Origin of the sequence: Bombilactobacillus mellis (assembly GCF_000967245.1) — a bacterium.
Classification (GTDB): Bacteria; Bacillota; Bacilli; order Lactobacillales; family Lactobacillaceae; genus Bombilactobacillus; species Bombilactobacillus mellis.
The window spans coordinates 184518-201991 of record NZ_KQ033878.1 but is presented as its reverse complement, the minus strand read 5'-3'; the positions used below and the strand labels follow the sequence as shown (position 1 = coordinate 201991).

At 37.2% G+C, this 17474-nt stretch carries 20 protein-coding genes; 19 read left to right on the top strand and 1 reads right to left on the bottom strand.

The annotated features are described in order from the left end of the window. Positions 1-13 precede the first annotated feature (13 nt). From JG29_RS05175 to JG29_RS05155, 5 genes are all read left to right on the top strand, one after another. Positions 14-679 carry a septum site-determining protein MinC gene (locus JG29_RS05175; RefSeq protein WP_045922901.1) on the top strand — a complete coding sequence of 222 codons (666 nt, stop codon included), beginning with the start codon at positions 14-16 and terminating at the stop codon, positions 677-679. An 11-nt stretch (positions 680-690) separates the two neighbouring features. Further along, positions 691-1500 (top strand): septum site-determining protein MinD, encoded by an 810-nt coding sequence (minD, locus tag JG29_RS05170; RefSeq protein WP_045922900.1) that lies wholly within the window; start codon positions 691-693, stop codon positions 1498-1500. Between the two features lie 287 nt (positions 1501-1787). Next, positions 1788-2429, top strand: a complete 642-nt coding sequence (locus JG29_RS05165) for an amino acid ABC transporter permease (protein ID WP_045922899.1) — start codon at positions 1788-1790, stop codon at positions 2427-2429. A gap of 10 nt (positions 2430-2439) precedes the next feature. Then, entirely contained in the window at positions 2440-3069 is a 630-nt protein-coding gene (locus tag JG29_RS05160; RefSeq protein ID WP_045923415.1) for an amino acid ABC transporter ATP-binding protein, read from the top strand. 8 nt (positions 3070-3077) lie between these two features. Then, entirely contained in the window at positions 3078-3857 is a 780-nt protein-coding gene (locus tag JG29_RS05155) for an amino acid ABC transporter substrate-binding protein (RefSeq protein ID WP_232297090.1), read from the top strand. Between the two features lie 89 nt (positions 3858-3946). Here JG29_RS05155 and JG29_RS08685 read toward each other — a convergent pair whose 3' ends face one another. Beyond that, the gene (locus tag JG29_RS08685; protein WP_156961632.1) at positions 3947-4057 is read right to left on the bottom strand and encodes a DUF4044 domain-containing protein; all 111 of its coding nucleotides are present in this window, start codon (positions 4055-4057) and stop codon (positions 3947-3949) included. A 322-nt stretch (positions 4058-4379) separates the two neighbouring features. Here JG29_RS08685 and mraZ point away from each other — a divergent pair, with 322 nt between their 5' ends. The 14 genes from mraZ (at position 4380) to JG29_RS05085 (ending at position 17396) form a co-directional block, all read left to right on the top strand. After that, positions 4380-4820, top strand: coding sequence for a division/cell wall cluster transcriptional repressor MraZ (gene mraZ, locus JG29_RS05150; RefSeq protein ID WP_045922897.1), 441 nt, complete (start codon positions 4380-4382; stop codon positions 4818-4820). Positions 4821-4836: 16 nt separating this feature from the next. Further along, on the top strand, positions 4837-5778 hold the full coding sequence (gene rsmH, locus JG29_RS05145) for a 16S rRNA (cytosine(1402)-N(4))-methyltransferase RsmH (protein WP_045922896.1): 942 nt from the start codon (positions 4837-4839) through the stop codon (positions 5776-5778). Between the two features lie 20 nt (positions 5779-5798). Beyond that, positions 5799-6182, top strand: a complete 384-nt coding sequence (locus JG29_RS05140; RefSeq protein ID WP_045922895.1) for a hypothetical protein — start codon at positions 5799-5801, stop codon at positions 6180-6182. Beyond that, on the top strand, positions 6179-8338 hold the full coding sequence (locus tag JG29_RS05135; RefSeq protein ID WP_045922894.1) for a penicillin-binding transpeptidase domain-containing protein: 2160 nt from the start codon (positions 6179-6181) through the stop codon (positions 8336-8338). Before JG29_RS05140 ends, JG29_RS05135 begins: the two co-directional genes overlap by 4 nt. A gap of 24 nt (positions 8339-8362) precedes the next feature. Continuing rightward, positions 8363-9334 carry a phospho-N-acetylmuramoyl-pentapeptide-transferase gene (mraY, locus tag JG29_RS05130; protein ID WP_045922893.1) on the top strand — a complete coding sequence of 324 codons (972 nt, stop codon included), beginning with the start codon at positions 8363-8365 and terminating at the stop codon, positions 9332-9334. Between the two features lie 10 nt (positions 9335-9344). After that, positions 9345-10709 carry a UDP-N-acetylmuramoyl-L-alanine--D-glutamate ligase gene (gene murD / locus JG29_RS05125; protein WP_045922892.1) on the top strand — a complete coding sequence of 455 codons (1365 nt, stop codon included), beginning with the start codon at positions 9345-9347 and terminating at the stop codon, positions 10707-10709. A gap of 3 nt (positions 10710-10712) precedes the next feature. Next, positions 10713-11834: an undecaprenyldiphospho-muramoylpentapeptide beta-N-acetylglucosaminyltransferase gene (gene murG, locus JG29_RS05120; protein WP_045922891.1), complete on the top strand. Its 1122-nt coding sequence runs from the start codon at positions 10713-10715 to the stop codon at positions 11832-11834. Then, complete coding sequence (locus tag JG29_RS05115) at positions 11821-12609, top strand: cell division protein FtsQ/DivIB (protein ID WP_052696317.1); 789 nt, start codon at positions 11821-11823, stop codon at positions 12607-12609. Before murG ends, JG29_RS05115 begins: the two co-directional genes overlap by 14 nt. Before the next feature lie 91 nt (positions 12610-12700). Then, the gene (ftsA, locus tag JG29_RS05110; RefSeq protein WP_045922890.1) at positions 12701-14008 is read left to right on the top strand and encodes a cell division protein FtsA; all 1308 of its coding nucleotides are present in this window, start codon (positions 12701-12703) and stop codon (positions 14006-14008) included. Between the two features lie 40 nt (positions 14009-14048). After that, a complete protein-coding gene (ftsZ, locus tag JG29_RS05105; RefSeq protein ID WP_045922889.1) occupies positions 14049-15233 on the top strand; it encodes a cell division protein FtsZ in 1185 nt (394 codons plus the stop codon). A gap of 11 nt (positions 15234-15244) precedes the next feature. Next, complete coding sequence (locus JG29_RS05100) at positions 15245-15646, top strand: cell division protein SepF (protein WP_045922888.1); 402 nt, start codon at positions 15245-15247, stop codon at positions 15644-15646. Positions 15647-15662: 16 nt separating this feature from the next. Continuing rightward, positions 15663-15926 (top strand): YggT family protein, encoded by a 264-nt coding sequence (locus JG29_RS05095; RefSeq protein WP_045922887.1) that lies wholly within the window; start codon positions 15663-15665, stop codon positions 15924-15926. Between the two features lies 1 nt (position 15927). Then, on the top strand, positions 15928-16692 hold the full coding sequence (locus tag JG29_RS05090; RefSeq protein WP_045922886.1) for a YlmH family RNA-binding protein: 765 nt from the start codon (positions 15928-15930) through the stop codon (positions 16690-16692). A 14-nt stretch (positions 16693-16706) separates the two neighbouring features. Continuing rightward, the gene (locus tag JG29_RS05085) at positions 16707-17396 is read left to right on the top strand and encodes a DivIVA domain-containing protein (RefSeq protein WP_045922885.1); all 690 of its coding nucleotides are present in this window, start codon (positions 16707-16709) and stop codon (positions 17394-17396) included. Positions 17397-17474 lie beyond the last annotated feature (78 nt).

The following is a 17474-nucleotide window of genomic DNA, read 5'->3' as shown; positions in this document are numbered from 1 at the left end:
TAGGGGTGGTATGATGAAAAGTGTCAATTTGAAAGGAAAGGGAAACCAGTATTATTTAGAGATTAATTCTAATAGCGATTTTGCTCAATCTTTAAATGAAATCAACGAATTATTACAAAAATTAAAGAAAAATGCACCTTTACAATCAGAACCAATTCCTATTATTATTGATTCCCAAAATCGTTTATTAACTACACAACAGTGGGGACAAATTAAAAGCATCATCGCGCAGTTTCCCCTTTTCACCTTACAGCAAACTGTGTCTAACGTTTGGAGCCGCAAGCAGGTTAAACAATTAGTAGAAAAGAATTTTTTAAATATTGAAACGAAAGTAATTCGTTCGGGAAAAATTGCTGAATATCAAGGTAATTTATTGTTATTAGGTGATGTGCATAAAAATGCGATTGTTCGAGCTACGGGTGATATTTATATTGGTTGTAATGTGGAAGGTATAATTCATGCTGGTTTTCCGGATTTTAATGATGCTATTATTACGGGTAATATCAATCATGCTAGCCAAATTCGTATTAGCGATTTAATTCAGATTGTAGCCGACTTGGAGGTAGAACAACTTACAGACAGCTCATTATTTTATATTAATGATTTACATGTAATTACTCATGACCAGATTATTAATTTAAATAAAATTAAGCCGCGGCGAAAAATTACTTTGGACTAAAGGAGAAAATCATGGGAACATCAATTGTGGTGACATCTGGTAAAGGTGGCGTTGGCAAATCTACAACTGCTGCAAACCTTAGCTTAGCCTTAGTACAAGCTGATAAAAGAGTTTGTGTAGTTGATTTAGATGTGGGATTGCGCAATTTAGATGCCATCTTAGGTTTAAGTGATCGGGTAATTTATGATGTCATTGATGTCATTGAAAATCGGATTGATGTCTTTCAGGCACTAATACCTCATCCTGACTATGATGATCGACTTTATCTTTTGGCGGCCTCCCAAAGCGCTACCCAACACAATTTAAACATTGAACGGGTGCAGGAAATTGTTAATGATTTAAAAACCAATTTTGATTTTGTGATTCTGGATTGTCCTGCTGGTATTGGTGCTGGGTTTCAAGCCGCTGTTGCAGCTGCTGATAGCGCGCTTATTGTCACCACACCGGAAATTGCAGCCGTTAGTGATGCTGATCGTGTAGTTGGGATCCTTGAAGAGATGCATTTAAAGTATGGAATGCATTTAGTCATCAATCGGATCCGTATGAAAATGTTGAAAAACGGCAAATCCATGGATATTCAAAATATCGTTGATCGATTATCAGTGCCTTTAATTGGCGTAATTATTGATGACGATGAAGTGATTGCTACATCCAACCAAGGAAAATCTGTGGTTACCAGTCAAGCTCAGAATCCTGCGGCTATTGGTTATGCGAACTTGGCACGGCGAATTTTAGGGGAGAATTTGCCCTTAAATGAAATTAATGATAATTCAACAGTTGACAAGAAGCCCGGATTTTGGTATCGTATGTTTCATCATTAAAAATAAATTAAAAATTAATAACAATGATCAAGACAGATATGATGGAGCAATTTTAGAGAGTCTGTGAACGCTGAGAACAGATATTGCAGTCATAGAACACACTTGTAAGTTGGTGGTTAATCCCATTCGGCAGCAGCCGTTATTGAGCTGTAGTTAATAACTACCGGAGTTGATTGAACGTGAGTTCAGTCATAAATTGGGGTGGGACCACGATTAATTCGTCCTCTTGAGTATGATACTCAAGAGGATTTTTTGTTTTTAATCTTTAGAAGAAAGGGAGAATTAAAATGACTTATGTTGGAAAGATTTTACCATCATTACTTAATGGAACTAAAGTTACTTTATGGCTTTTTATCATTACTTTAATTTTATCAATTCCATTGGGCGTAATACTAAGTTGGGGTTTACGTAGTCATTTTAAGCCCCTCCAGTGGTTATTGCACGGATATGTATGGTTAATGCGGGGCACGCCGTTATTATTACAGTTGATTTTCATTTTCTATGGATTACCAACCATTGGTGTTGTTTTTGAGCGTTTCACAGCTGCAGTAGTGGCTTTTACCCTGAATTATGCCGCTTATTTTGCAGAAATATTTCGCGGTGGCCTACAGGCTGTGAGCCAAGATCAAAGAGAAGCGGCGGCTGTTTTGGGACTTAGTAGATGGCAAGCTTTTAGATTTATTGTATGGCCACAAGTTATGAAGATTGTTTTACCTTCGATTGGAAATGAGGTAATTAATTTAATCAAAGATTCTTCTTTAGTGTATGTCTTAGGTATCGGCGATCTATTAAGAGCAGGAAATGTAGCTACTGCCCGTGATGTTACATTAATTCCCTTGGTACTGGTGGGAATTATTTATCTAATTATGACGGCAGTTTTGACTTTTATTCAAACCAAAATTGAACAGAGGTATTCCTATTATGAATAAAAAACAGCCTATCTTAGAATTAATTAACGTAACGAAGCGTTTTGGAGAACAACTTATTTTTAAAGATGTCAACTTACAAGTCCAACCCCATACAATTCTATCGATTGTAGGTCCTAGTGGAGTCGGTAAAACGACCCTTTTACGGACAATTTTAGGTTTAGAAAGTGTTGATAAAGGGCAATTTTTACTGGCAGGGAAAAAATTTGATCCCCAGGATCATCGCCAAAATAGTGTGGGGGTAGTTTTTCAAGATTATCGTTTATTTCCCAATTTATCCGTTTTAGAAAATATTATTTTAGCTCCCATTCAAGTTCAAAAATTGCCGCGACAAGAAGCTGTACAAGCTGCGGAAAAACTACTACAGTCTTTAGGGTTGGCAGACAAAAAAGGCGTCTATCCTTATCAATTGTCAGGAGGTCAAAAACAGCGGGTAGCGATTGCGCGAGCCTTAATCTTGCAGCCGCAGATTCTTTGTTATGATGAACCCACAAGTGCATTAGATGCCACTAGTAAGTGGCAAGTGGCTGATTTATTAACACAATTTAAACTGGCACAAATGACTCAAATAGTAGTAAGTCACGATTTAGAGTTTGCTGAACGAGTATCCGATCAAATATTTAAATTGGAGCAGCCGACATGAAAAAAATAATGGCATTTATATTAAGCAGCATTTGTATATTATTTCTCAGTGCTTGTGGACAAATGAAGCGGGTAGGTACTGGTCAAAATACTTTAATAGTTGGCGTAGACGATTCTTTTGTTCCCATGGGATTTCAATCTCCAGCAGGTAAATTGAGTGGCTTTGATATTGATTTAGCCAAAGAAACCGGTAAAGTTTTACATCGGAAAGTGGTTTTCCAGACGATTGACTGGTCGATGAAAGAAACCGAACTACGTAATGGAACCATTGATTTAATTTGGAATGGCTATACCAAAACTGCTGAAAGAGCGCAAAAAGTCCATTTTTCTCAGCCTTATTTACGTAATCAACAAGTAGTTGTGGTCAAAAATTCAGATCATATTAACAGCTTACAGCAATTGAAAAATAAAGCAGTAGGGGTTCAGTCTAGTTCCACTGGTTATGAAGATTTAATGCAACAGCCGCGGGTTTTAAAAAATATCATTCAAAATCAAACCCCGTTTCAATATGATAATATTCAAAATGGAATGATGGATTTAAAAGCCGGGCGGATTCAGGGCTTTTTGATAGATCGCGTCTTTGCGGAATACTATCTGAAACATGACCGCCAGCAAGATCAATTTAAAATTTTGATTACACCTTATCGGAGTGAAAGTTTTGCCGTTGGTAGCCGAAAAAATGATTTACAAACGCAAAAGCAAATCAATCAAGCTTTACATTATTTAAAAAAATCGGGGCAACTAAAAAAATTAAGTTATCATTGGTTTGGTAAGGATATCAGCCAATAAAAATTTTAGGAGTTGTGGCTTTACAAGTCGCAGCTCCTTTTGCTTAGATTTTAAGAGAAAATATTTAAATCAATTACTTCATAATGAAACTACATAAACGAGATGAGTGCCTGAGCAATTACTCCCACAATTGTTACAATAATCATTAACCAGATAACAGATTGGATAATTCTGGTTGTGGTACTTTTCTTTTTCTTCAATGTCAATCACCTTGCTTTAAGTTCAAATTGGGTTTGCACCTATGTTACGTGAAATCACAAGAAAATGCAACTGAGACTGCGGAGATCTCAGTTAAGAAAATTTCATGAGTTTTGATCAGAAATTACGTTTTTTACTAAAAAAATTCCCTCGATTTTTGAATACAAATGGTTGTCAAAGATTGATTTATAGCTCTTGGTGATTTTAGAAAACTAAAAAAATTTTGCGAATTATTTTTTGAAAAAGTTTCAGCGTATTTTAGGCAAATAGTGGTGATAGGTGGAAGATTGTGGTAATATTCAGTTAGACGGTAGGGGTGATTCTATGTTTATGGGTGAATTTCACCGAAACATTGATGCAAAAGGACGCTTAATTATTCCAGCCAAGTTTCGTCAGCAATTGGGGAGCCGTTTTGTTTTGACACGAGGAATGGATGGCTGCTTATTTGGTTATCCTTTAGCACAGTGGCAACATTTAGAATCACAGTTGCAGCAACTACCCTTAACTAAAAGTAGTGCGCGAAGTTTTGTGCGGTTCTTTTATTCTGCAGCTGCAGAATATGAATTTGACAAACAAGGTCGAGTCGGCCTTGCGGCAGCTTTGAGAGATTACGCGCATTTATCTACTAACTGTGTGATTGCTGGTGTTTTGGAACGAATTGAGATTTGGGATGAACAAAAATGGCAGCAAATAAACACGGAAACTGCAAAGAACTTTTCCCAAACGTCAGAAGAGCTACAAGATTTATTAGATTTTAATTTATAGTAAGAGGAATTTGCTAATGCTGCAGCATCAAACAGTTTTATTAGCACCAGCAGTTGCGGCATTACAGGTACATGATGGCGGAATTTATGTTGATGCTACTTTTGGACGTGGCGGTCATACACAATATTTATTAAATTGTGGCCAAAATTTATCAGTAATAGCCTTGGATCGGGATCAGCAGGCAATTACGGCTGGTCAAAAATTAGTACAAGAAACTAATAGTCAGACTAATAATCATTTAAAGTTAGTAAAGGCTAATTTTGCTGATTTAAAAGAAGTTCTGGCGCAGCTTCAGATTAAACAAATTGATGGTATTATTTATGACTTGGGAGTCTCTTCGCCACAGTTTGATGATCCGCAACGCGGGTTTAGTTATCGGTATAATTCCCGATTGGATATGCGGATGGATCAAAACCAGCAATTAGATGCTGAGTATATTGTTAATCAGTGGCAATATGATCAATTGGTTAAAATTTTTTATCGTTATGGTGATGAGAAATTTGCCAAAAGAATTGCAAAATTGATTATTAAGAAAAGACAGAAGACTCCAATTAAAAGTACCGGACAATTAGTTGAGATTATTAAAGAAGCTATTCCAGCGGCAGCCAGAAGACATGGTGGGCATCCTGCCAAAAAGGTCTTTCAAGCTTTAAGGATTACAGTCAATGATGAATTAGGTGCTTTAGAGCAGTCTTTAGAAGCAGCGATTGAATTGCTGCTTCCCCAAGGAATTATGAGTGTAATAACTTTCCAATCGCTGGAAGACCGGATTGTGAAACAAATTTTTCGTGAAAATTCACAAACTAAAGTACCTGCCGATATGCCAGTTGTACCAAAAGAGTTGCAGCCTAAGTTAAAAGTTATTACGAAAAAACCGATTTTACCAACTGAAGAAGAGATAGCAGCCAATCATCGTGCCCACAGCGCTCATTTACGGGTGGCACAAAAATTAAAGTAAATATTATTGGGGATTAGATTATGTTGCAGAATACGGCTAGAGATGTTGAGCAAAAAATACAAACCGCACCAAAAATTGAAACTGAAAAGGATAATAATGTCCATCAGGCCTTAAAAGTTAACAATAAGGCGGTGCCCTTTTCAAAACTGGAAAAGGCCCTAGTGATTGGTATTGGCTTGATTTCTTTACTTATGATGCTGCTGCTTGTTAATCTCAGGACTAGCAATGCGCAACAACAGCGCCAGATTCAAGATGAGGCCACTAAAACCCAGGTAGTGGTGGCTAAAAATACTACATTACGACAAGAAATAAGTGAATTAAACAGTTCTAGTCGGCTCTTGCAGATTGCCAATGAGCATCACTTAACCTTAAGATCTGATAATATAAGGAATATTTCAAAATGAAAGATTCAAGAAAGCAAAAACATTTTATAATAAAAAAGGCAAGACGTGATCGAAGAATTATTGGTTTATTCTTTCTCGGCGTGATTGCCTTATTTTTTATTTTGTTTACTGTTCGTTTTACTTATATTGCTGTTAGTGGCCATGTGGGCAGTGTGGATTTAACCCAAAGGACTACTAAAAAATATCGTCATCAAAAAACTCTATGGGCCCAACGAGGGACGATTTATGCTAATGATGGTTCCAAGTTAGCTTACAGTAATAAAACTTATAGTATGTATGCAGTTATAGATAAAAATTATGTTGGTAGCAATAAAAAGCCCTTATATGTGAACAATAAAAAGCAAACTGCACAAATTTTAAGTAAATATATTTCCTTAAGTCCAAAAGAAATTTATCAAATTCTTTGTCCGCGTGATACTCATGTTTTTCAAGTAGAGTTCGGAAGTGCTGGGAAGAATTTAAGTTTAAGCGTTAAAAAAAGTATTGTCAGTCATCATCTGCCGGGAATATATTTTTATGCCACACCATCACGTTCTTATCCTAATGGCGAAATGGCCGCAAACACTATCGGCTTGGCTCAACCAAGTGGCGACAAACAGTCCCAGCTGGAAGGAAAGATGGGTTTGGAGCAATATTATAACCGGCAATTAGAAGGGAAAAATGGTTCTGATATTCGCTGGATAGATCCGCAAGGATATACTTTGCCGCAAACTCATAGAGAAATTAAAAATCCACAACAAGGAAAAAATATTTATACGACTTTAGATCCCAATTATCAGTACTATCTGGAACAGTTAGTTAGCCAAGTTGTAGAAAAATATCATCCAGTTTCCATGCAGGCGTTTGTTACTAATCCTAAGAATGGTAATATTATTGCGCTAACCCAACGGCCTAATTTTAATCCGCAAACTAAAACTGGGCTGGCCAATTCTTGGCGCAATATTAATGTCCAAGATCAATATGAGCCCGGATCAGTAATGAAAGTTATGACCTTAGCAGCTGCAATTGAATCACATCATTATAATCCAAATCAATATTATCATTCGGGAGCAGTAAATATTGGTGGTCGAGTAGTGCGCGATTGGAATATGACTGGCTGGGGTGATATTCCCTTGGAGCAAGCTTTTGTACGTTCCAGTAATGTTGGCATGGTTTTTTTGGAACAGCAAATGGGAGCAGATACTTGGCTTAATTATTTAAAAAAATTTCATATGGGACAAAAAACGGGGGTGACTTTACCGGGAGAAGTCGCAGGAAGTATTAGTTTTCAACATTTGTCCGATCAAGCAATTACTGCTTTTGGCCAAAGTATAGATGTTACTGGCGTCCAAATGATTCAAGCTTTAGGGGCCATTGGCAATCAGGGGATAATGATGAAACCCCGCTTAGTTTCACAAATTGAAGATCCTAATACTGGTCAAGTGAAACGGCTGCCTAAACAAAAGGTCGGACAACCGGTTTCTGCAGCTACAGCTAAAGAAGTCTTAAAAACAATGCGTGAGGTTGTAGAAACAAAGTATGGAACGGGAACAGTTTATAAAATAGAAGGCCAAGATATTGCCGCAAAAACTGGGACTGCCCAAATTGCCAGTGCTAAAGGCGGTTATTTGACGGGCGGTAATGATTATATTTATTCCGTAGCTGGTCTAGCACCGGCAACTGATCCGCAGTTTCTAGTTTATATTACCATGCAACAGCCGCAGAATTTGGACACTTCTGCTGAAAAAGTTTTATCCGAAGTTTTTAATCCATTAATGCAACGTTTGCTGGGAACCGGTAAAATAGAAGATGTGAAAACTAACGACCTGACGGTTTCTTTAGCCGATGTAACCGGCAAAAATTTGGAGCAAGCACGCAGCTCTTTGCAAGCTCAAAAATTGAATGTCGGAGTTGTCGGAACTGGAAATACTGTGGTTCAACAACTACCCACAGCAAAATCGAAAATTTTACCAGAACAACGAATTATTTTATTAACTAATGGAGCTATGACCATGCCGGATGTTAGCGGATGGTCCAAAAGTGATTTGTTGAAATTTTCAGAAATTACTGGTAAAAAGATTATTTTAAAAGGTCGCGGTTATGCTTTTAAGCAAAATGTGGCCTCGGGTGCCATCCTAAATAATGTCAAACAAATCATAATAAATCTTAAACGATAAGTGTATAGGTGAGGAATTTTACTAATGCAAAATTGGAATTTTAATTTTTTATGGTCATTTATTAGCAGTTTGGTAATTGTTAGCATTTTAATGCCACTCTTTATTAAAATGATGGTTGTCCATAAAGAGGGACAGCAAATCCGAGAAGAAGGACCCAAGTGGCAGAATTATAAAGCGGGAACTCCCACTATGGGTGGGATAGTCTTTTTGGTGGCAATCGTAGCCACTAATATTTGGGCTGGTTCTTACTTACAAGTATATTCTACTGCTTTATTTTTAGTTAGCTTAATGCTGCTGTTATTTGGTTTAATTGGGTTTTTAGACGATTTTATTAAATTAAAAAATAATCGAAACTTAGGTTTATATGCGTGGCAAAAATCACTTTTGCAATTGCTTTTTGCAATAGTTTTTATTAGCTTTTATTTTTACCAAAAACTGCCTATTGACTTACAGGTTGGACCTTTTATTTGGCATTCAAAGGTAGTATTAGGTTTGTTGATGATTTTTTGGCTGGTAGGGTTTTCTAATGCGGTCAATTTAACTGATGGTTTGGATGGTTTAGTGGCAGGTTTAAGTATTATTTCTTATGCTACTTACGCTTATATTGCTTATCGTCAGCAAAACCTGGATATTTTACTGGTTTGCTTAAGTGTTTGCGGGGCTATGCTTAGCTTTTTAGTCTTTAATCATAAACCGGCTCGAATTTTTATGGGAGATGTTGGTTCTTTAGCCTTAGGTGCCGGTTTAGCAGCTATTGCCATTTTACTAGGGCATATTTGGTCTTTATTGTGGATTGGAATTGTTTTTGTAATTGAAACCGCCAGTGTGATTATTCAAGTTCTGGTGTTCAAATTAACTGGTAAAAGAGTATTTAAGATGTCACCTATTCATCATCATTTTGAAATGCTCGGCTGGTCGGAATGGAAAATAGTACTGACTTTTTGGCTGGTCAGTCTGATAGCTAGTGCAAGCTATTTACTAATTTTTATAGGATAGGTGGTATGGAATGAAATTAATACAAGATTATCAAAATAAAAAGGTGCTTATTGTGGGGTTAGCCAAAAGTGGTTTTTATGCGGCCCAATTATTGCAGCAATTAGGTGCGCAAGTAACAGTCAATGATAAGCAAACTTTACCTAACGACGATAAAAGTTTAGTTCAGCTGCAACAATTAGGCATTCAAGTCATTATGGGAGGACATCCGCTACAGCTGTTGGATGAGGATTTTTCGTTAATTGTCAAAAATCCAGGGATACCGTATGATAATCCCCTCATTAAAGCAGCGATGGCCCGGAAAATTCCGATTATAACAGAACCTGAGTTAGCCTATGAAGTTAGTTCGGCTCCTATGGTGTGTGTTACCGGGACCAATGGCAAAACGACTACTACTACCTTAATTCAACTTATTTTGGATCAAAATCGGTCAGCGGGCCATGCTTATAAAGCCGGCAATATTGGCATCCCAGTTTCACAAGTGGTTCAAAAGGCTAGCGCTGAAGATGATATTGTAGTAGAAATGTCGAGCTTTCAACTGTTAGGAGTAACGCAACTGCGTCCTAAAATAGCCGTTCTAACTAATATTTATGAAGCGCATTTGGATTATCATAAAACACGTGCTAATTACATCAAGGCCAAAATGAATATCACCAAAAATCAAACTGCTGCGGATTATTTTGTCGTTAATTATGATCAAAAAGAATGGCGCGACTTAGCCCAGCAAAGTGCGGCTCAAATTGTTCCCTTTTCACGGTTAAATAAGTCTCAAGCCGGCGCTTATCAAAAGGGAAATGATTTATATTTTCGAGATGAAAAAATAATTTCTATAAGTGAGTTGCCCTTACCAGGGAAGCATAATATCGAAAACTATTTAGCGGCTATTGCCGTAGCTAAAATTTATGGCAAAACTAAGGCAGATATTTGTCAGGTATTAACAACTTTTCAAGGGGTAAAACATCGGATTCAATTTGTTGAAAAACTGGCTGGTCGCAGCATTTATAATGATTCTAAGGCAACTAATATAGAAGCAACTATTGTGGCTTTAGAGGCTTTTTCTCAGCCGATAGTTTTAATCGCCGGCGGATTGGATCGAGGATTTACTTTTGATAAATTAGTGGAACCCTTAAAAAAAGTTAAAGCAATTATACTTTATGGGCAAACTAAGCACTTAATGGCTGCCGCTGCTCAAAAGGCACAAATACCAACAATAAAGCTGGTAGACAATTTAGATGAAGCCGTGCCTTTAGCTTGGTCACTAACAGATCCAGGAGATGTTTTATTGTTATCACCGGCAGCAGCTAGTTGGGATCAATTTCAAACCTTTGAACAGCGTGGTGATCGCTTCTTAAATGATATTAAAAAGTTAGGTGAATAATTTATGAGAATAATTGTATCCGGTGGGGGGACTGGAGGTCATATTTATCCGGCTTTGGCTTTAATTAAACGGTTGCAACAACGACAATTATTAGATGCAGTTTTGTATGTGGGTACCGAGTCGGGATTAGAAGAAAAAATTATTACCCAGGAAAAAATTAATTTTCAAACTATCAAAATTCAAGGCTTTAAAAGGAAACTAAGTTGGTATAACCTACAAACTCTGCAGCTTTTTTTAAGTAGTATCGGCAAAGCTAAACGAATTATTCGTCATTTTCAACCAGATGTAGTAGTCGGTACTGGGGGGTATGTGTCTAGTTCCGTGGTTTTTGCCGCTCATTTATTAAAAATCCCCACGTTAATTCATGAGCAAAATTCGGTAGCCGGATTGACGAATAAATTCTTGGGTCATTTTGTAGATAAAATTGCGTATGCCTTTAATGATGTAACCCAACAATTTAAGGAAAAAGATAAGTTAGTGTTTACAGGTAATCCGCGGGCTCAAGAAGTAGCAAGTTTTCAGGCTAATGCAAGATTAACTGAATTTGATTTACAACCGCAAATTCCAACAGTTATGATCTTTGGTGGCAGCCGCGGGGCTGCTCCTATTAATAAAACTGCTATTCAAATGCTGCCGCAACTAGCGCATCGTTCTTATCAAGTCCTATTCGTGACTGGTCAAGTTCACTATAATAATGTGCGCCAGCAAGTGGCTAAGCTTAATTTAAAAGACAACATCAAAATAGTACCTTATATAGATGATATGCCGGCAATTTTACCGGATTTAGCCCTAGTAGTTGGACGTAGCGGAGCGACCTCGATTGCTGAATTAACAGTTCTAGGAGTACCAAGTATTTTTATTCCCAGTCCTTATGTAACCCATGATCATCAAACTAAAAACGCTCAATCTTTAGTCAATAAGCAGGCGGCTTTAATGATTGCTGAACAAGAACTTACCGGCGACCGCTTATTAGCCCTGATTGATCAAGTTTTGACCGATCGGAAATTACAGGCTCAATTAGCACAAAATGCCCGTAAATTAGGGGTACCTGATGCCAGTGATCGTTTAATTTCAGTATTAGAAAATTTAATAAAAACAAGAAGTGGGGCTCATGGCCAGACGTAAGCGTAATAACTTAATTTTTATAGATAATGAATATCAGCCAGCTCAGTCGAAACAACATCACGGAGTTAATCTTATCCAAAAGTTAAGGCGAATATCTTTTAAAAATTATTTTATTGTTTTTTTAGGAATACTAATAATTGTTATCGGCTATTTGTTTTCACCGCTGGGACACGTGCGCACTATTTCTGTAACAGGAACCAATTACTTGGGGGCTCAACAAATTATCGATGCTTCACAAATTAAGAATGAGTCTTTAGTAATTAATACCCTAATTCATAAAAAAGCGATTTATCGGCGCATTCAACGACAGGTACCGTTAGTCAAAACGGTCAATTATCATTATCAGGATTTTAATAATTTAAAAATTAATGTTCATGAATACCAAACAGTCGGTTTTTTACTCAAAAATGGTGGCTATTATCGAATTTTAGAGAACAGTCGGATTCTCTCTGAAAAATTGGCCCAGCCTATTGGTAATTTTCCGGTTTATCAAGATTTTGGCACGAAAACTTCGTTAGCCAAGTTTGTACAGTTGTATTTACATTTACCAGCCAAATTAAGAAATGATATTTCCGAAATTCACGGGAATAAAAATGTTAAAAATCAATATCGTATTACTTTATATATGAATGACGGCAATATTGTCATTGGCGACATTCGAACTCTTCAAGATAAATTACAGTATTATCCGGAGATCGCCAAACAAATGCCGGCTAAAGGAATCGTTAATTTAGAATTAGGGGCTTATTCAAAATCTTTTCCAAAGAAAAAATAAAGGGTGTGTAATTTTGTAACCATGGTTTTTGTGGTATCATTTAATGTAAGATTGGATTTGTTGTACCAATGCATTTCAGGGGGATCGCTTGATGGATGATTCAATGATTATTGTAAGTTTAGATATTGGAACGACTGCGATGAAAGTAGTCGTTGCCAATGTTTCCAAGGGACAATTAAATGTCATAGGCATTGGCAGTGCGCATGCTCAGGGCATGAATCGGGGGGTTATAGTTGATATTGATAAAGCTTCTGCAGCAGTAAAAGAGGCTGTAAAAAAGGCTGCTTCGCAGTCAAATACAGAAATACATGATGTAGTTGTCGGATTACCGACTAATGGTGTACAAATTTATTCATGCCAGGGGACTATTGCTTTAAGTGATCAAACTAAAGAAATAGACGATAAAGATGTACAACAGGTAATGACTGCTGCTTTAATGCAAACTTTACCAGCTGAACAAGAATATGTGGCTCTAATACCAAATAATTTTAGTGTTGATGGTTTTAAAAATATTAAAGATCCACGCGGTATGATTGGGACGCGCTTAGAATTTAGCGGTATTTTGTATTCTCTGCCTAAATCAATCGTTCATAATGTCGCAAAAGCAGTAGAAAGGGCAGGGCTGAGTATTGTCCACACTGTTTTAGCTCCAGCTGCTTTAAGTCAAGTAGCATTGACTGACGGTGAACAAAATTTTGGGACGATTCTTATTGATCTGGGCGGAGGCCAAAGTACGGCCTCAGTCATCCACGATCGCAAACTAAAATTCTCTACAGTGGATACTGAGGGAGGTAATCTTGTAGTACATGATATTTCGGTAGTTTTGAATACTACTCTACAAAATGCTGCTAAATTACAACGATACTATGGAACAGTTAATATTAAAGCGGCTTCAGAGGCCGAAGAATTTCCGGTTGAAGTTGTTGGCCAAGATGAGCCGCAAGCAGTAACTAGTAAATATTTATCAGAAATCATTACTGCACGTGTTCAGCAAATTTTTGAACGTCTACAAAAGCGTTTAGCTAAAATTAAAGCTTTTGATTTGCCAGGCGGAGTAGTGATTACTGGTGGTTTAGCAGAAATGGATGGAGTCGATCAATTAGCAAGAAATATTTTTGGTGTAAAAGTAAAAACTTTTGTTCCTCAGCAAATGGGTCTGCGTCATCCTGCTTTTACTGAAAGCCTTGGCTTAGTATCTTATGCACAAAGTTTGAATGATTTGGATCTTTTGGCCTATGCTGTCATCCAACAACATAATTTCACTGATGGAAAGGATAATTTTCAATCTTTTCAATCTGAAGAATCGCAGACGCCAAAAAGTTCCGATAATAATGCTCATCCAACGTCAACGCCGATGGGAGAAAAATTCAAGAATTTTTGGAAAAAGTTCTTTGACTAATTAAATAAGTAAACAGTAAGAGCAGGAGGATTTAATTATCATGGAAAATTCAACGGAAAATACAAAAGCAAAAATCAAGGTAATCGGCGTTGGTGGTGCTGGAGGTAATGCTGTCAATCGAATGGTTGAGGAAAATATTAAGGGTGTCGAATTTATCGCTGCTAATACTGATATGCAGGCCCTTGATTTATCCCAGGCTGATACCCGTTTGCAACTAGGTCCGAAGTTAACTCGTGGTCTAGGAGCCGGTTCGAACCCGGATATTGGCCAAAAAGCTGCTGAAGAAAGTGAAGATGTGATTTCTGATTTGTTGAAAGAATCAGATATGATTTTTATTACTGCCGGTATGGGCGGCGGCACAGGCACGGGAGCGGCTCCCGTTATTGCCCGTGTGGCGAAAGATTCGGGTGCTTTAACTGTAGGAGTAGTGACTCGGCCTTTTATGTTTGAAGGTCCCAAACGTGCCAAATATGCAGACAAGGGTATTGAGGATTTAAAGCAACATGTGGATACCTTAGTAGTTATTGCTAATAATCGACTTTTAGAAATTGTTGATAAAAAAACACCTATGAAAGAAGCACTGCATGTAGCGGATGATGTCTTGCGACAAGGAGTTCAAGGAATATCAGATTTAATTACGTCTCCGGGATTTGTCAATTTGGATTTTGCTGACATCAAAACGGTCATGTCTGATCAAGGTTCAGCCTTAATGGGAATTGGGGCTGCCAATGGCGAAAATCGAATTGTAGAAGCCACTAAAAAAGCAATTTCCTCACCACTTTTAGAAGTTTCAATTGATGGAGCAAAACAGGTACTGTTAAATATTACGGGGGGCCCGGATTTATCTTTATTTGAAGCTAATGAATCAGCTAATGTAGTCTCGCAAGCGACGAGTGAAGATGTTAATATTATTTTTGGGACCTCGATGGATGAAAATCTGGGTGATGAAGTCCGGGTTACAGTAATTGCGACGGGAATTGATGATGAAAAACCAGTAACCAAAAAGAACAAAACTGTTAACTCACAACCTACAACAACTCCTGCCAGCAATCGCGATAAGATCGATGATCCGTGGGGTGTAGGCAGTCAACCTGATTTTAATAGTAATAATAAAGACAGCAATACTACTGGTTTTGATATTTTTAATCAATCAGATGCTTTAAACGACGATAATGACGATGAGGACTCAATGCCCCCATTTTTGAAGCACCGTCCTAAAAGATAGGAGGGAGTAGAATGGCTTTTGACAAATTGGCTAATTTTTTTGGTATGAATGATGAAGAAGATGATTATACTGTTGCAGAACAGCCGGAAAATCCTAATAAGGAAGTTCGCAAAAATAATGTTGTCTCAATAAATTCTCCGCAGCCGCGCACTTCTCAGCGTAGTGAAATCAAAGTTATTGAACCACGTCGCTATGCTGATGCGAAAGAGATTGCGAAGGATTTATTAAATAATCGCGCAGTACTGGTTAATTTGAAAAATGTTAGTGAAGAGCAAATGCGTCGCATTACCGATTTCTTAACCGGAACCGTATTTGCAATTAATGGTGATATTCGGCGCGTAGATGACCATGTGTTTTTATATACACCCACTAACTTTGAAATTGATAACGGTACTGACAATTTTACGGAATAGGTGAGGAAAGATTTAAGTGACCAATATTGTCAATGGATTACCAATTATTCTGATAGATTTAATTGGCCTTTATAAATGGATAATTATTATCTATTGTTTTATGACTTGGCTACCCGGGGCAGTAACCTCGAAATTAGGAATGTGGATTGGACGAATAGTTAACCCTTTTTTGAATCTTTTTGATCGTTTTATACCACCAATTTTTGGGATTAGTTTATCGCCGATCTTTGCTTTTATTGTTTTAGATATTATTGAGCGTTGGATCGGGTCAATATTTTAGCATGTCAACTATTATTAAGAATAAAACTAACCAGCAAATTTTAGCGCTGATCAATCAGGTTCATAAATACTATACTCCCAAATTAAGTCCTTTTTTAAATCCGGCTCAATGCTTTCAGGCTCAACAAATTTTAGCGTTCCAGGCTGGCGATTGTAATGCCTATTTTTCTGGTGGTTACGCCCATGCGGAGCGGCAACGATTACTTTTAGCTCCTAGTTTTCTTCCTGTAGACGAAGCTGATTTTGAAATTCAACTTTTTGAGATTGAATTTAATCATAAGTTTGTCCATTTAAAACATTCACAAATTTTAGGGACATTAGCTAATTTAGGATTAAACCGTGAATGCTTTGGTGATATTATTACGGATGGTGATCGTTGGCAGTTTTGGGCAGAGAAACAATTTCAGGAGTTTTTGCTTCAAGAAATTACCAGAATAGGTCATAATAAAGTTAAAGTTTTGCCCCAGCCTACAGAGCAACTTGTAGCTGTTAAAGGTGATTTCAGCAATGAAACGATCATTAGTTCTTCTTTGCGAATGGATGCTGTAATTGCCGCTGCTTTTCACCGCTCACGCAAACAAGTGAAAGATTTGATTCAGTCGGGACAAGTTTTTGTGAATTGGGAACATCAAAAGCACAGTGACTATTTAGTGACGATTGGCGATTCCCTTAGTTGTCGTGGCTGGGGGCGTCTGACAATTTTGGACTTTTTAGGACAAACACGGACTAATAAATATCAGCTCTACTTACGAATATTCCGTCATTAATGGAGGTTATAAGGATGACATTGACACCAAAAGATATTCAGAAAAAGAATTTTAGTTCACAATTGCGCGGCTATGATAAAGATGAAGTTGATCAATTTTTAAATCAAATTATCAAAGACTATAACGCCGAAATTAATAAAAATAAGCAGCTGGAGCATGATCTCAAAGATGCCCAAACCCAAATTTCTTATTTTAATGAATTGCAAAATACGGTTAACGAAGCAATTATTGTGGCGCAAAATGCTGCTGATCAAGTCAAAAATCAGGCTGATGTCCAGGCTAACTCCTTAATGACGCAGACACGTTTAAATACTGAACGAATGGTCAATGAAGCCATTAAAAAAGCGCGTCAAATTGTCCAGGAATCTGAACAACAAGCCCAGACAATTATTGAGCAAAGCAATCAAATTAATCAAGGCGTGCGGCGTGATTATGAGAATCTAAAAAATGTTATCCAATCTCAACAAAAGTTAGTTGACTCTGTTCCTTGGCAAGAGTTAATTAATGGTGACGAAGAAAAAATAATGCAGAAGATTCAAGCAGAATGTCAAAATTATTTAGCTCGCTTAAATCAATTTGCAGATAAGGTTAAATTAGAAGATGATGATCTAGTAGTTAAGAATTCTTCGGATAAAGGTATTGACAATTCCAAGGAAAATGATGATAATCAAGATAATCACACTAAATTAGAAAAACAAGAGTAATTTTTAACCTTTTAGCGAGTCGAAAGTACGGTGAAAGTTCGATAAGGCTCTAAAAATTATTTATCAGTTTCTAATTCA

Excerpts from the sequence above, each read along its gene's own strand:
- JG29_RS05175 (WP_045922901.1), top strand. The coding sequence starts at position 14 with ATGAAAAGTGTCAATTTGAAAGGAAAGGGAAACCAGTATTATTTAGAG.
- minD (WP_045922900.1), top strand. The coding sequence starts at position 691 with ATGGGAACATCAATTGTGGTGACATCTGGTAAAGGTGGCGTTGGCAAA.
- JG29_RS05165 (WP_045922899.1), top strand. The coding sequence starts at position 1,788 with ATGACTTATGTTGGAAAGATTTTACCATCATTACTTAATGGAACTAAA.
- JG29_RS05155 (WP_232297090.1), top strand. The coding sequence starts at position 3,078 with ATGGCATTTATATTAAGCAGCATTTGTATATTATTTCTCAGTGCTTGT.
- mraZ (WP_045922897.1), top strand. The coding sequence starts at position 4,380 with ATGTTTATGGGTGAATTTCACCGAAACATTGATGCAAAAGGACGCTTA.
- rsmH (WP_045922896.1), top strand. The coding sequence starts at position 4,837 with ATGCTGCAGCATCAAACAGTTTTATTAGCACCAGCAGTTGCGGCATTA.
- JG29_RS05140 (WP_045922895.1), top strand. The coding sequence starts at position 5,799 with ATGTTGCAGAATACGGCTAGAGATGTTGAGCAAAAAATACAAACCGCA.
- JG29_RS05135 (WP_045922894.1), top strand. The coding sequence starts at position 6,179 with ATGAAAGATTCAAGAAAGCAAAAACATTTTATAATAAAAAAGGCAAGA.
- mraY (WP_045922893.1), top strand. The coding sequence starts at position 8,363 with ATGCAAAATTGGAATTTTAATTTTTTATGGTCATTTATTAGCAGTTTG.
- murD (WP_045922892.1), top strand. The coding sequence starts at position 9,345 with ATGAAATTAATACAAGATTATCAAAATAAAAAGGTGCTTATTGTGGGG.
- murG (WP_045922891.1), top strand. The coding sequence starts at position 10,713 with ATGAGAATAATTGTATCCGGTGGGGGGACTGGAGGTCATATTTATCCG.
- JG29_RS05115 (WP_052696317.1), top strand. The coding sequence starts at position 11,821 with ATGGCCAGACGTAAGCGTAATAACTTAATTTTTATAGATAATGAATAT.
- ftsA (WP_045922890.1), top strand. The coding sequence starts at position 12,701 with ATGGATGATTCAATGATTATTGTAAGTTTAGATATTGGAACGACTGCG.
- ftsZ (WP_045922889.1), top strand. The coding sequence starts at position 14,049 with ATGGAAAATTCAACGGAAAATACAAAAGCAAAAATCAAGGTAATCGGC.
- JG29_RS05100 (WP_045922888.1), top strand. The coding sequence starts at position 15,245 with ATGGCTTTTGACAAATTGGCTAATTTTTTTGGTATGAATGATGAAGAA.
- JG29_RS05090 (WP_045922886.1), top strand. The coding sequence starts at position 15,928 with ATGTCAACTATTATTAAGAATAAAACTAACCAGCAAATTTTAGCGCTG.
- JG29_RS05085 (WP_045922885.1), top strand. The coding sequence starts at position 16,707 with ATGACATTGACACCAAAAGATATTCAGAAAAAGAATTTTAGTTCACAA.